The 12,339-nt window shown below is 69.8% G+C and carries 13 protein-coding genes and 1 tRNA gene; 10 read left to right on the forward strand and 4 right to left on the reverse strand.

Going from position 1 to position 12,339, the window contains the following annotated elements:
- Window positions 1-544 precede the first annotated feature (544 nt).
- Window positions 545-620, reverse strand: a tRNA-Ala gene (locus KAK03_RS17995).
- Between the two features lie 68 nt (window positions 621-688).
- Between KAK03_RS17995 and KAK03_RS18000 the strand changes: the two genes are divergently transcribed.
- From KAK03_RS18000 to minE, 9 genes are all read left to right on the forward strand, one after another.
- Window positions 689-1,540: an alpha/beta hydrolase gene (locus tag KAK03_RS18000; RefSeq protein WP_210855929.1), complete on the forward strand. Its 852-nt coding sequence runs from the start codon at window positions 689-691 to the stop codon at window positions 1,538-1,540.
- A gap of 158 nt (window positions 1,541-1,698) precedes the next feature.
- Window positions 1,699-2,118, forward strand: a complete 420-nt coding sequence (locus KAK03_RS18005) for a rubrerythrin family protein (protein WP_210804333.1) — start codon at window positions 1,699-1,701, stop codon at window positions 2,116-2,118.
- 88 nt (window positions 2,119-2,206) lie between these two features.
- Complete coding sequence (locus tag KAK03_RS18010; protein ID WP_210855932.1) at window positions 2,207-3,556, forward strand: (Fe-S)-binding protein; 1,350 nt, start codon at window positions 2,207-2,209, stop codon at window positions 3,554-3,556.
- 12 nt (window positions 3,557-3,568) lie between these two features.
- Window positions 3,569-4,150, forward strand: a complete 582-nt coding sequence (locus KAK03_RS18015) for a DUF3501 family protein (RefSeq protein WP_210855933.1) — start codon at window positions 3,569-3,571, stop codon at window positions 4,148-4,150.
- A gap of 97 nt (window positions 4,151-4,247) precedes the next feature.
- Window positions 4,248-5,765, forward strand: a complete 1,518-nt coding sequence (locus KAK03_RS18020; protein WP_210855935.1) for an HDOD domain-containing protein — start codon at window positions 4,248-4,250, stop codon at window positions 5,763-5,765.
- Between the two features lie 16 nt (window positions 5,766-5,781).
- The gene (locus KAK03_RS18025; RefSeq protein WP_210855936.1) at window positions 5,782-6,756 is read left to right on the forward strand and encodes a tRNA dihydrouridine synthase; all 975 of its coding nucleotides are present in this window, start codon (window positions 5,782-5,784) and stop codon (window positions 6,754-6,756) included.
- 50 nt (window positions 6,757-6,806) lie between these two features.
- Window positions 6,807-7,583 carry a septum site-determining protein MinC gene (gene minC / locus KAK03_RS18030; protein ID WP_210855938.1) on the forward strand — a complete coding sequence of 259 codons (777 nt, stop codon included), beginning with the start codon at window positions 6,807-6,809 and terminating at the stop codon, window positions 7,581-7,583.
- A 34-nt stretch (window positions 7,584-7,617) separates the two neighbouring features.
- Entirely contained in the window at window positions 7,618-8,433 is an 816-nt protein-coding gene (gene minD / locus KAK03_RS18035; protein ID WP_210855940.1) for a septum site-determining protein MinD, read from the forward strand.
- 5 nt (window positions 8,434-8,438) lie between these two features.
- The gene (gene minE, locus KAK03_RS18040) at window positions 8,439-8,711 is read left to right on the forward strand and encodes a cell division topological specificity factor MinE (protein WP_210855942.1); all 273 of its coding nucleotides are present in this window, start codon (window positions 8,439-8,441) and stop codon (window positions 8,709-8,711) included.
- A 52-nt stretch (window positions 8,712-8,763) separates the two neighbouring features.
- On the opposite strand, the gene KAK03_RS18045 is transcribed toward minE, so the two are convergent.
- Both KAK03_RS18045 and KAK03_RS18050 read right to left on the reverse strand, forming a co-directional pair.
- Window positions 8,764-9,660, reverse strand: a complete 897-nt coding sequence (locus tag KAK03_RS18045) for an HDOD domain-containing protein (protein WP_210855944.1) — start codon at window positions 9,658-9,660, stop codon at window positions 8,764-8,766.
- A gap of 65 nt (window positions 9,661-9,725) precedes the next feature.
- Window positions 9,726-10,136, reverse strand: a complete 411-nt coding sequence (locus KAK03_RS18050) for a GlcG/HbpS family heme-binding protein (RefSeq protein WP_210855945.1) — start codon at window positions 10,134-10,136, stop codon at window positions 9,726-9,728.
- Between the two features lie 196 nt (window positions 10,137-10,332).
- On the opposite strand from KAK03_RS18050, the gene KAK03_RS18055 reads away from it, so the two are divergent.
- Window positions 10,333-11,718, forward strand: a complete 1,386-nt coding sequence (locus tag KAK03_RS18055) for a dicarboxylate/amino acid:cation symporter (protein WP_210855947.1) — start codon at window positions 10,333-10,335, stop codon at window positions 11,716-11,718.
- A 3-nt stretch (window positions 11,719-11,721) separates the two neighbouring features.
- Here KAK03_RS18055 and KAK03_RS18060 read toward each other — a convergent pair whose 3' ends face one another.
- Window positions 11,722-12,267, reverse strand: coding sequence for a PAS and helix-turn-helix domain-containing protein (locus KAK03_RS18060; protein WP_210855949.1), 546 nt, complete (start codon window positions 12,265-12,267; stop codon window positions 11,722-11,724).
- Between the last annotated feature and the right edge of the window lie 72 nt (window positions 12,268-12,339).

A 12,339-nucleotide genomic window follows, 5' to 3' on the forward strand; every position in this document is an offset into this window, starting at 1 on the left:
CTCGATCGGGGCCTTGACCACCTCGACGATCTTGCGCGCCAGGCCGTTGACCAGCGCGTAGCCGACCACCACGTGCATCAGCGCCACGACGATCAGACCCACCGGGTGCTTGGTGGGGCTGCGCTGCGATTCAGCGAAATCCACTCGGTTCCTCCAGTCACCCCGTGTGGGTGCTGTACTTGTCGTTGAAAAGGGCCTCATGAGCCCCGGTAACCGGCACTATAGCCGTCATCCGGGCGTCGGCGGCACAGGCAATCACCCTATAGAAATGCGCCGGTGACCGCCTTGAATAGCTTAAGCAGGTTGCGTACCTGGGTCTGAGCCGAGTGGTTGCCAGTTTGTCAGTTTGGTGACTGGAGGCAAACTACAGCTTCTTGTCGATGAATGAAGTAGCAATACTACATCGACAGTGCGGGGCCGGGCCTCCGGACTTGCCCCAGTACCGGGCGCGGGGCTCGGAAATGACAAAGGGCTGCGACCCTGGGGTGCAGCCCTTGCGGTGACCGGCCCGCCCTGCGGGCCCGGTGGGGGTGTGATGGCTCAATGGTGGAGACGAGGAGGATCGAACTCCCGACCTTCGCATTGCGAACGCGACGCTCTCCCAGCTGAGCTACGTCCCCATGAGCAGCGCGCAGTATAGCATTGCCCATCGCCCCGACCGCGCCGGTCGACCCGCAGGAGATGCCGTTTGAACGCCTTCGATCCCGTCTGGCTGGACCAGCAGTACAACAACCGGGCCCGCATTCCCGACCACGCCGCGCTGTTCGAGCGCTGGCGGCAGGCCTCGGCGCTGGCCCGGCAGCAGCTGGACGGGCAGCATGATCTGGCCTACGGCGACGCCCCCTCGCAGACGCTGGACCTCTTCCGGACCGAGCGCCGTGACGCGCCTGTGCTGGTCTTCATCCATGGAGGCTACTGGCGCTCGCTGGACAAGTCCGACCACAGCTTCATCGCGCCGTCCTTCGTCGCCGACGGTGCGCATGTGGTGGTGCCGAACTACAGCCTGTGCCCCGGGGTGGGGATCGCCGACATCGCGCTGGAGATGACCCGCGTCATCGCCTGGATCGTGGCTCGGGCAGGCGAGCTGGGCATCGATCCCACCCGCCTCGCCCTGGTGGGGCACTCGGCCGGCGCGCACCTGGCGGCGATGCTGCTGTGCTGCCGCTGGAAGGACGTCGATCCGGCGCTGCCGCCGCAGCCGCTGGCTGGCGCCCTGGGCATTTCGGGCCTGTACGACCTGGAACCGTTGCGCCACGCGCCGTTCATCCGCGGCGATCTGCAGTTGAGCGAGCGCGACGCCTGGCGCCTGAGCCCGGCCTTCTACCCGCGACCGCGCAAGCCGCTCTACGCGGTGGCCGGCGGCGACGAATCCGAGGAATTCATCCGCCAGAACCGCCTGATCCGGGACCAGTGGGGCCCCAGCAGCGTGCCCGTCTGCGAGACGCTGGCACGCCACCATCACCTGGACATCCTGCACAACCTGGCCGACCCGGCCGGTCGGCTCCACGATCTGGCGCTGCGGCTGCTGGGTCTGCGCTGAGCCAGGCCCTGGGGATAACCCCCTCCAGCATAGTGCGGCGCTATGCCCGGCATTGACGGGATGCATTGGCCCCATTCGACGGGCCTGTGCTACCTTGGGCTGGCGCCTGCGGGATCATCAGGCCCCGGGCCGAGTCGTCAACCAACCAGGAGCGAGACATGGGCTTGAAGGGATCGAAGACCGAGCAGAACCTCAAGGACGCCTTCGCGGGCGAGTCGCAGGCCAACCGCCGCTACCTCTACTTCGCGAACAAGGCCGACGTCGAGGGCCAGAACGACGTGGCGGCGCTGTTCCGATCCACCGCCGAAGGCGAGACCGGCCATGCGCACGGTCACCTGGAATTCCTCGAGGCCGTGGGCGACCCGGCCACCGGCCTGCCGATCGGCTCCACGCGCCAGAACCTGGCCGCCGCCGTGGCCGGCGAAACCCACGAGTACACCGACATGTACCCGGGCATGGCGAAAACTGCGCGTGACGAGGGCTTCGACGAGATCGCCGACTGGTTCGAGACCCTGGCCAAGGCCGAGCGTTCGCACGCCAACCGCTACCAGAAGGCGCTCGACCAGCTGGTGGACTGAGCACGCTCGCCCGCAGGGCTTTCGCCGGGCGTGGGTGTCCGGCGGGCCCTGTCTTGCCGGTTCGTTCCCTGACGCCGCAGGAGCCGCCATGCCCCCCCGCGAAGGCAACCTCGAAGCGCCGACCCGACACCCCGTCCCCTGGCGTGAGGACTCGTTCTACGACGAAGCCGACTGCCAGCGCGAGATGGCGCGCGTGTTCGACATCTGCCACGGCTGCCGCCGCTGCGTCAGCCTGTGCCAGTCCTTCCCCACGCTGTTCGACCTGGTCGACGCCACCGACGACGGCGAACTGCACGGCGTGGACGCCAAGGACTACGCCAAGGTCGTCGACCAGTGCTACCTGTGCGACCTCTGCTACATGACCAAGTGCCCCTACGTGCCGCCGCACGAATGGGGCCTGGACTTCCCGCACCTGATGCTGCGTGCCAAGGCGATCAAGTTCAGGAAGGGCGAGGTCGGCCGCGGCGAGCGCCTGCTGGCCTCCACCGACACCCACGGCCAGTTCGCCGGGATCCCGGTGGTGGTGCAGGTGGTCAACGCCGTCAACCGCACCCAGCCGATGCGTCGCCTGCTGGACAAGACCCTGGGCGTGCACCCCGAGGCCTGGCTGCCCGAGCTGGCCAGCAGCCGGCTGCGCTGGAGCGCGCCCAGCCAGGGCGCTGCGCAGGTGGTCACCCGGGGTCAGCGCACCCCGGGCAAGGTGGCGGTCTTCGCCACCTGCTACGTCAACTACAACGAGCCCGGCATCGGCCATGACCTGCTGAAGGTGCTGGACCACAACGACATTCCCTGGACCCTGGTCGAGAAGGAGCGCTGCTGCGGCATGCCCAAGCTGGAGCTGGGCGATCTGCAGGGCGTGGCCGAACACAAGGCCGCCAACATCCCGGTGCTCGCCCGCTACGCCCGCGAGGGCTGGGCGATCGTCAGCGCCATCCCCAGCTGCACGCTGATGTTCAAGCAGGAGCTGCCGCTGCTGTTCCCCGAGGACGAGGACGTGCAGGCGGTGAAAGCCGCGATGTTCGACCCCTTCGAGTACCTGGTGGCGCGCCACAAGGACGGCCTGCTGAAGACCGACTTCAAGCAGGCGCTGGGCAAGGTCAGCTACCACATCCCCTGCCACGGCCGGGTGCAGAACATCGGCCGCAAGACCGAGGAGATGTTCAAGCTCATCGGCCAGTCGGTCACGGTGCAGCTGAACACGGTCGAGCGCTGCTCCGGCCACGCCGGCACCTATGGCGTCAAGACAGCCTTCCACCCGATGGCGATGAAGATCGGCAAGCCGGTCTTCAAGGCGATGGCCAAGGACGAGCCCGATGTCATCGCCAGCGACTGTGCGCTGGCCGGCCACCACATCGCCCAGGGCATGACCCAGGCCGGCACGCCGCCGAAAGCGCTGCAGCATCCGCTGACGCTGCTGCGCACCGCCTACGGACTCTGACCCGCATCACCCATGAGCATCACCCGCGACAGCCTGCTGACCCTGGAAGCCTATGCCCGCCAGCGCAAGACCTTGCGCGCCGAGGCCATCGCCCACCGCCGCCTGCGCAGCATCAGCCTGGGCGAGCACATGACGCTGCAGTTCGAGGACGAGCAGACCATCCGCCGCCAGATCCAGGAAATGCTGCACATCGAGAAGATCTTCGAGGACGAGGGCGTGCAGGCCGAGATCGACGCCTACGCCCCGCTGGTGCCCGATGGCCGCAACTGGAAGGCCACGGTGCTGCTGGAGTACCCCGACGTGCACGAGCGGCGGCGCGAGCTGGCGCGGCTGATCGGTGTCGAGGACCGGCTGTTTGTCGAGGTCGAAGGCCATGCCCGCGTGTACGCCATCGCCGACGAGGACCTGGATCGCGAAACCGCCGAGAAGACCTCGTCGGTGCATTTCGTGCGTTTCGAGCTGCCCGCCGCCGCACGCCAGGCGGTGCGCGCAGGCGCCCAGGTGCGCCTGGGCTGCGACCACACCAACTACCCGGCCCACCTGGCCATCCCGGCCGAGACGCTGGCCAGCCTGGCCGGCGACCTGCGCGACTGAGCGCCTGATCTGGCGGCCTGGGCGGCCGCTGATCTGCGGACCATGGCGCTGGCGCGCCGCCGACGGGCCTGTTCCAATCGGGGCAGCACACCACGGCATGAGCGCACAGACCGATTTCAGCGAGCTGGGGCCGGTGACCCCGCCAGCCCCCGAAGACTCGATCACCGCGGGTGACGAGACACTGGCGCGGCTGCTCGACAGGGTCTCGCGCCAGCCTGACTTTCCCTCGCTGGGCCAGGCCCTGTCGGGGGTGCGCCGCGTGGCCCGCTCGGAGAAGGCGCGGCTGCAGCACCTGACCGAGGCCTTGGTGCAGGACGTCGGCCTGTCGGCGCGCGTGCTGCGCATGGCCAACTCGGCGCATTACGGCTCGGTGGGTGCGGGCGAGATCGACACGCTGGAGCGGGCCATCGCCGTGATGGGCTTCATCGAGGTGGGGCGCCTGGCGCTGACCGCCCGGCTGGTCGATTCGCTGCGCAGCTCGGTGCCGGGGCTGGCGCTGCGCGAGCCTTTCCTGCGCGCGCTGCTGGCCGGCCAGATGGCCCATGAACTGGCCCACAGCCAGGCCGAAGACGGCACGCTGATCGCGGTGCTGCGCAACCTGGGGCGGCTGGTGGCCGCCATGCACCTGCCCGAGGAGGCCTTGGCGGTGCAGCAGGCCACGGCCGATGGGTCCCCCGAGACCGAGGCCTTGGTGGCCCGCCGCCTGCTGGGCACCGACTACCACCGCCTCGGACAGGCGGTCGCCGAGCGCTGGGGCTGGCCGCCGTCGCTGCGGCGCGCGATCGGCCATGGCGACGCGCCGCCGCGGCACTACCCGCACTCGCGCACCGAACAACTGCGCTGCATGGGCTGGCTGGCCAATGAGCTGACCGACGTGCTGCTCTACCAGCCCCCGACCCGGCACGACGAGGCGCTGGCCGCCCTGGCCGAGCGCTTCGGCGCCGCCACCGCGCACGACGGGCCCAGCATGGAAGCGGCACTGCAGCGCGTGCGCCCGGCGGTGGCGCCGCTGTGCGAACAGCTGGGCCTGCCGGTGGCAGCGCTGCCTCGCCAGCGGGCCACTGCCGAGGCTGTCGATGCGCTGCCCGTGCTGATCCGGCCACCGGCGCCGCCGACCTCCGCGCCCGCGCCCGCACCGGCCGACCCCTTGCCCCGTCGCGTGCTGCTGGGCCTGTTGCGCCTGACCGGTGCCCAGCGTGCCGTGCTGTGCTGGCGCCGCGGCCGCGCCGGCGAGCTGGTGGGCGAGCTGGGCCTGGCCGAGGGGATCGAGCCCGGCCACAGCCACTTCCTGGTGCCGCCCGACGACGACCAGGACCTGTTCTCGCTGCTGTGCCGCCGCGGCGCCGACACCTGCATCGCCGACGCCACCGATCCGGCGATCGCGCGCTTCCTGCCGCACTGGTGGCGCAGCCGCATCGGCGCGCGCAGCCTGCTGGTGCTGCCGATGCGCCGCGACGGCCAGGTGATGGGCCTGCTGTACGCCGATGCACCGCGCCCCGGGGGCCTGCGGCCCGACGAGGCCACGCTGGAACGGCTGCGCGCCTGGCGCGAGGAGCTGCTGCAGGAGCGCCTGGGGCCTGCCGCCCTCCCTTCCGGTCGTGTGAGCAGGCCCTAGGCTATCGTTCGGCCCCATGACGATTCTGCTGGCCCCGATGGAGGGGCTGCTCGACCACGACCTGCGCGAGGTGCTGACCCGGGTGCCAGGCATCGACCGCTGCGTCAGCGAGTTCATCCGCGTGACCGACCAGGTCCTGCCAGCCCGCGTGTTCCTGCGCATCTGCCCCGAGCTGGGCCGCGGCGGGCGCACCCGCTCGGGCGTGCCGGTGCGGCCCCAGTTGCTGGGCTCGGACCCCGCCTGCCTGGCCGACAACGCCGCGGTGCTGGCCACGCTGAACCCGCCGGGGATCGATCTGAACTTCGGCTGCCCGGCCAAGGTGGTCAACCGCCACGGCGGCGGCGCGATGCTGCTGGACGATCCCGAGGGCCTGACCCGCATCGTTGCCGCGGTGCGGCGGGCCGTGCCGGCGCACATCCCGGTGTCGGCCAAGATGCGCCTGGGCACCGACGACGACGCACGTGCTGTCGAATGCGCGCAGGCCCTGGCCGATGGCGGCGCGGCCGAGATCGTCGTGCATGCGCGCACCCGCGCCCAGGGCTACCGGCCGCCGGCGCACTGGTCGCGCATCGCCGACCTGCGCGCGGCCGTGACGGTGCCACTGGTCGCCAACGGCGAGATCTGGAGCGTCGAGGACGCGCAGGCCTGCCGCGAGGCGTCGGGTTGCCATGCCCTGATGATCGGACGCGGCCAGGTGGCGGACCCGTCACTGGCGCTGCGTCTGGCGCAGGGCAGCGACGCGCTGCTGGACAACGCCACGCTGGGCGAGTTGTTGCACCATTACTGGGCACAGGTGTCGCAGCGGGTGGAGCCGCGCCACCGCGCCGGGCGCATCAAGCAGTGGCTGAACTTCCTGCGCCGGCGCTATCCGCAGGCCGAGCAGGCCTACCAGGCGCTGCGGGCCCACAACGACGGCCGCCACTTCGGCCAGGCGCTGGCGCAGTGGTTTCCGCTCACCGGTGGTCACGAGGCGGCCGTCGCCCCCCGGTAGAATCGCCGGTTTTCTCCCTGCGGTGCCCTGGCAGCACCGGCTGACGATTCATGGCCGTTTCCTCCCGGGCCGGCGCCGCGGTGGCGCTTGAGCTCAAGAGCGCCACGCTGGACCTGCTGGCGCTGCCGCTGAAGACCCTCGACCTGGATGAACTCGACGCGGCGCTGTCGGCGCTGGTAGGCGATGGCCCCGGCGCCTTCGACAACGAGCCGGCCTGCCTGGACCTGTCGGCCCTGCCGGCCGGCTCGGCTGCGCCCGACATCCACGCGCTGACCGGGCTGCTCGCACGCCACGGCCTGCGCCTGGTGGCGGTGCGCGGCGGCGATGCGGCCCAGACCGCCGCGGCCGTGGCCGCCGGCCTGTTCGAGGCGGCCCCCCCCGCCACGCCGCGCGCCCCGGTCGCTGCGCCGACCCCCGCGCCCGTTGCCGCCCCTGTTGCCGCGCCCGAAGCCGCGGCCCCGCCGCCCGCCGTGCTGCCCGATCCGGCACCGGTGCCGGCGCTGATCATCGACAAGCCGCTGCGCTCTGGCCAGCAGGTCTATGCCCGCGGCGGCGACCTGATCGTGCTGGCGGTGGTGAGTTTCGGCGCCGAGGTGATTGCCGACGGCAGCATCCATGTCTACGCCCCGCTGCGCGGCCGCGCGATCGCGGGTGCGCGTGGCGACACCGGTGCGCGCGTCTTCGCCGCGCAGATGGAGCCGCAGCTGGTCTCGGTGGCCGGCATCTGGCGCAATTTCGACGCCGACCTGCCGCCCGAGGTGGCCGGCAAACCCGCCCAGGTGCGCCTGGAGGGCGAGTCGCTGCGCATCGAGCCCCTGAAGTTCTGATTTCCCAACGCATCTCCTGAAAGGACGAAGAGCGATGACCAAGATCGTCGTGGTGACCTCCGGCAAGGGTGGGGTCGGCAAGACCACCACCAGCGCCAGCTTCGCCTCCGGCCTCGCGCTGCGCGGCCACAAGACCGCCGTGATCGACTTCGACGTCGGCCTGCGCAACCTCGACCTGATCATGGGCTGCGAGCGCCGCGTGGTCTACGACCTGATCAACGTGATCCACGGCGAGGCCAACCTCAACCAGGCGTTGATCAAGGACAAGCAGTGCGAGCAGCTGTTCGTGCTGGCCGCCTCGCAGACGCGCGACAAGGACGCGCTGACGGTTGAAGGCGTCGAGAAGGTGCTCAACGACCTGGCCGCCATGGGCTTCGAGTACATCGTCTGCGACTCGCCCGCGGGCATCGAGACCGGCGCGCTGATGGCCATGCACTTCGCCGACGAGGCGCTGGTGGTGACCAACCCCGAGGTCTCGTCGGTGCGCGACTCCGACCGCATCCTGGGCATCCTGGCCAGCAAGACGCGCCGCGCCATCGAGGGCCGCGAGCCGGTCAAGGAACACCTGCTGATCACGCGCTACAACCCCAACCGCGTGGACACCGGCCAGATGCTGTCGATCGACGACATCCGCGAGATCCTGCGCATCGAGCTGATCGGTGTGATCCCCGAGAGCGAGAACGTGCTGGATGCCTCCAACCAGGGCCTGCCGGCGATCCACCTCAAGGGCACCGACGTGGCCGAGGCCTACGCTGACGTCATCGGCCGCTTCCTCGGCGAGGACCGCCCGATGCGCTTCACCGAGGCCGAGAAGCCCGGCTTCTTCAAGCGCCTGTTCGGCGGGAGGTGAGCGCCATGTCCTTCCTCTCCTTCCTGCTTGGCGAGAAGAAGACCACGGCCAGCGTGGCCAAGGAGCGCCTGCAGATCATCCTGGCGCATGAGCGCAGCGGCCGCAACCCCGGCCAGCCGGATTACCTGCCGCAGTTGCAGCGCGAACTGGTGGCGGTGATCTCGAAGTACGTGAAGATCAACCCGGACGACATCAAGGTCCATCTCGAGCGCCAGGACAACCTGGAAGTGCTCGAGGTGAAGATCGAGTTGCCGGAGCACGGCCGGCAGACGGCCTGAGCGGCGCCCGGCCTCGCTGGCCCGGCCTTGCCGGGCGCCACGGGTCGCGGCCTCAGGCCGCGTCCAGCAGCGTGCGCAGTTCGTCGTCCCAGGTCGCCAGTTCGTCCTCGTCGATCGCCAGCCAGCGCAACGCGGCGCCGTGGTGGGCCGACCAGTCGGCGTCCGGGTCCAGCCCCTCGTGGCGGCGCATCAGGTGCTCGGCCACCAGGCCGGCGGCCACCAGCGTGTGCACCTCGGACTCGGTGTCCTCCGAGCCCAGCATGTCCAGGTCGTGGTGGCGGCGGATCGCGGCCATCACCTCGGGCGCCAGGCGCCAGACCCGCGCCACCAGCGCCCCCACCACGGCGTGGTCGGTGCGGTGGTTGGCGTTCTCGGTGGCCACGTAGGGGCGGTCGATGCGGGCGGCCGCCTCGACCATGGTCGAGCCATAGCCCTTGAGGCTTTGCAGCATCACCGGCGTGCCGACGTGGCAGAACAGGCCGTAGGTGTGCGCCAGGTCGGCCGACATGCCGGGCAGGCGCCGGGCGATGAAACCCATCGCACTGGCCCGCTTGGCGGCGCGTTCCCAGAAGCGCTTCAGATGCGGTGAATTCGCCGGCAGGCTGCGCTGCAGCAGGAAGGCCGCCATCTCGGTGGCGGTGCGCTCCAGGCCCAGGCGGTTCATCGCCTGGCCGATGGTCTGCACCGGCTGGCCGGTCAGGTAGGCCGGCGAGTTGGCCACCTTGATCAGTGCGGCCGACATCGCCACGTCGCTGCCGACGATGCGACCCACCTCGGTCAGGTCGGGCTCGGCCTCGCCCATCGTGTCGCGCAGGCGCTGCAACAGGGCCGGGCAGGGCGGGATGACGATGGTCTTGAGCGGGCCGCCGTCACGCGCCTGGTCGAGTTCGACCTGGATCCGGCGCATGCCATGGCGGGGCGGGGCAGTGGTGAGGGTATCGGCCGGCATGCCGACAAGATACCCGGACCGGCTGGCGGCCGATCCCTGGAATTGCCGGTGGCCGGCCCCGGTTATCAGGCGCCGAGCAGCGCGGCGATGCCCGCCTTGGCGATCTGCGCGTCCTCGATCGACTTCACGCCGCTCACCCCCACCGCACCGGCCACCTGGCCGTCGACCACGATGGGCACGCCGCCTTCCAGGATGCCGTCCAGGTCGGGCGCGCTGAGGAAGGCGGTGCGGCCGTCGTTGATCATTTTCTCGAGCACGGCGGTTTCACGCTTGGCCAGTGCGGCGGTGCGCGCCTTGGCGGGCGCCATGCGGGCCGACATCGGCGGCGCGCCATCCAGGCGGTAGTGGCCCAGCAGGTGGCCGCCGTCGTCGCACACCGCGATGCTCACCGCCCAGGCGTTGGCCAGGGCCTCGGCCTTGGCGGCGTTCAGCACGGTGATCACGTCGTCGTGGGTGAGGCAGGGCTTGGTCTTCATGGTGGTGCAGGGCGGTTGGAGCAGACCGAGAGTATCGCGGCCCGGACGGCGCCGATTGCCCGCGTGCTGGTCAGGACTGAATCAACCGCCAGCCTACGCAGTTTCCACATCGCGGCTACGCGGTTCCCACAGCCCGTGGCATCAGGGTGAACCCTAGACTGCCGCCACCCTCCGACACCCACCCCGAAAGACACCGATGAGCCACGATCCCACCGCCACGGCGCCGCGTGCGCCGTTCTACCGCAGCCTGTATGCGCAGGTGCTGCTGGCGATCGCCGCCGGCATCCTGCTGGGCCACTTCATGCCCCAGCTGGGCGAGCAGATGAAGCCGCTGGGCGAGGGCTTCATCAAGCTGATCAAGATGATCATCGCGCCGATCATCTTCTGCACCGTGGTGCTGGGCATCGCCGGCATGGAGAACATGAAGAAGGTGGGCAAGACCGGCGGTCTGGCGCTGCTGTACTTCGAGGTGGTGTCCACGCTGGCGCTGATCATCGGCCTGGTGGTGGTGAACCTGGTGCAGCCGGGCGCCGGCATGCATGTCGACCCGAACAGCCTGGACACCAAGGCCATCGCCAAGTTCACCGAGCCGGGCAAGATGAAGAGCACGGTCGACTTCCTGCTGGATGTGATCCCCACCAGCGTGGTGGACGCCTTCGCCAAGGGCGAGATCCTGCAGGTGCTGCTGTTCTCGGTGATGTTCGGCTTCGCGCTGCAGAAGTTCGGCGGCCGCCACAACATGGTCTACACCTTCATCGACAAGCTCTCGCACGTGCTGTTCGCGGTGGTGGGCGCGATCATGAAGGTGGCCCCGATCGGCGCCTTCGGCGCGATGGCCTTCACGATCGGCAAGTACGGCGTGGGCACGCTGCTGCAGCTGGCCCAGCTGATGGGCTCGTTCTACGCCACCTGCCTGCTGTTCATCCTGGGTGTGCTGGGCCTGATCGCCCGCCTGCACGGCTTCTCGATCCTGAAGTTCATCCGCTTCATCAAGGAGGAACTGCTGATCGTGCTGGGCACCTCGTCGAGCGAATCGGTGCTGCCGCGCATGATGCGCAAGATGGAGCACGCTGGCGCCGAGAAGAGCGTGGTCGGCCTGGTGATCCCCACCGGGTATTCGTTCAACCTGGACGGCACCTCGATCTACCTCACCATGGCGGCGGTCTTCATCGCCCAGGCCACCGACACGCCGATGAGCCTGATGCAGCAGATCACGCTGCTGACCGTGCTGCTGCTGACCAGCAAGGGCGCGGCGGGCGTCACCGGCTCGGGCTTCATCGTGCTGGCGGCCACGCTCAGCGCGGTGGGCGGCGTGCCGGTGGCGGGCCTGGCGCTGATCCTGGGCATCGACCGCTTCATGAGCGAGGCCCGTGCGCTGACCAACCTGATCGGCAATGGCGTGGCGACGCTGGTGGTGGCCAAGTGGTGTGGCCAGCGCGACGACGCGCAGATGCAGGCCGCGCTGGACGGCGCGCCGATGCCGGCCGAACTGGGCCTGCAGCAGACCGCCGAGCAGGCTTTCGCTTCCGCCGGCCAGGCCCTGCCGCAGGCGGTGCACGAAGCGGCACCCGGGGCGCGCTGAGCCTCAGCCCGTCAGCAGCCGGTGCACCAGCTCCGGCGTGGTGCCGGCGCCCACCTTGCGCATCAGCCGCGCGCGGTAGACATCCACCGTGCGCGGGCTGATGCCCAGCTTCTTGCCGATCTGCTTGCTGGTGGCGCCGTCGATCAGCAGCGCGGCGATCTCGCGCTCGCGCGGCGTGAAATCCACCTTCAGCACGCGCCGGGCGGAGAGGTCCTCGAAGCTCCAGATGCCCGCGGCGTGCGGGTCGGCGGCTTCCAGTGCGCGGCCGCTGACGTGGCACCAGAACAGTTCGCCATCGACCCGCTTCATCACCCGGTCGTCGGCATAGCGGCCGTCGCGGTCCAGGCTGGCGACGATGCGCTCGCCAGTGCGCAGGTACTCCTCGGTGCTGGGGTAGAGCAACTCGAAGGATTGGCCGATCAGCTGCTCACGCTCGGCGCCGAACATCGCCAGCAGGCGCTGGTTGCAGTCCACCATCTGCCGATGGCGCGAGATCACCAGGCCCACCGGGGCGAGGTCGAAGGCGGTGCGGTAATCGAGGTCGATCATGGGTCGGCCTTAAGCAATCTGACGTACTGACTACGTAATGTGTTACGTAGTACCCTTCGTTCCCATCCGAAC

Origin of the sequence: Ideonella alba, from assembly GCF_018069845.1 — a bacterium.
Taxonomy (GTDB): domain Bacteria; phylum Pseudomonadota; class Gammaproteobacteria; order Burkholderiales; family Burkholderiaceae_C; genus Ideonella; species Ideonella alba.

What these genes read in the sequence shown, in the direction of transcription:
- KAK03_RS18005 (WP_210804333.1), top strand. Translation starts at nt 1,699, where the DNA reads ATGGGCTTGAAGGGATCGAAGACCGAGCAGAACCTCAAGGACGCCTTC.
- KAK03_RS18010 (WP_210855932.1), top strand. Translation starts at nt 2,207, where the DNA reads ATGCCCCCCCGCGAAGGCAACCTCGAAGCGCCGACCCGACACCCCGTC.
- KAK03_RS18015 (WP_210855933.1), top strand. Translation starts at nt 3,569, where the DNA reads ATGAGCATCACCCGCGACAGCCTGCTGACCCTGGAAGCCTATGCCCGC.
- KAK03_RS18020 (WP_210855935.1), top strand. Translation starts at nt 4,248, where the DNA reads ATGAGCGCACAGACCGATTTCAGCGAGCTGGGGCCGGTGACCCCGCCA.
- KAK03_RS18025 (WP_210855936.1), top strand. Translation starts at nt 5,782, where the DNA reads ATGACGATTCTGCTGGCCCCGATGGAGGGGCTGCTCGACCACGACCTG.
- minC (WP_210855938.1), top strand. Translation starts at nt 6,807, where the DNA reads ATGGCCGTTTCCTCCCGGGCCGGCGCCGCGGTGGCGCTTGAGCTCAAG.
- minD (WP_210855940.1), top strand. Translation starts at nt 7,618, where the DNA reads ATGACCAAGATCGTCGTGGTGACCTCCGGCAAGGGTGGGGTCGGCAAG.
- minE (WP_210855942.1), top strand. Translation starts at nt 8,439, where the DNA reads ATGTCCTTCCTCTCCTTCCTGCTTGGCGAGAAGAAGACCACGGCCAGC.
- KAK03_RS18045 (WP_210855944.1), bottom strand. Translation starts at nt 9,660, where the DNA reads ATGCCGGCCGATACCCTCACCACTGCCCCGCCCCGCCATGGCATGCGC.
- KAK03_RS18050 (WP_210855945.1), bottom strand. Translation starts at nt 10,136, where the DNA reads ATGAAGACCAAGCCCTGCCTCACCCACGACGACGTGATCACCGTGCTG.
- KAK03_RS18055 (WP_210855947.1), top strand. Translation starts at nt 10,333, where the DNA reads ATGAGCCACGATCCCACCGCCACGGCGCCGCGTGCGCCGTTCTACCGC.
- KAK03_RS18060 (WP_210855949.1), bottom strand. Translation starts at nt 12,267, where the DNA reads ATGATCGACCTCGATTACCGCACCGCCTTCGACCTCGCCCCGGTGGGC.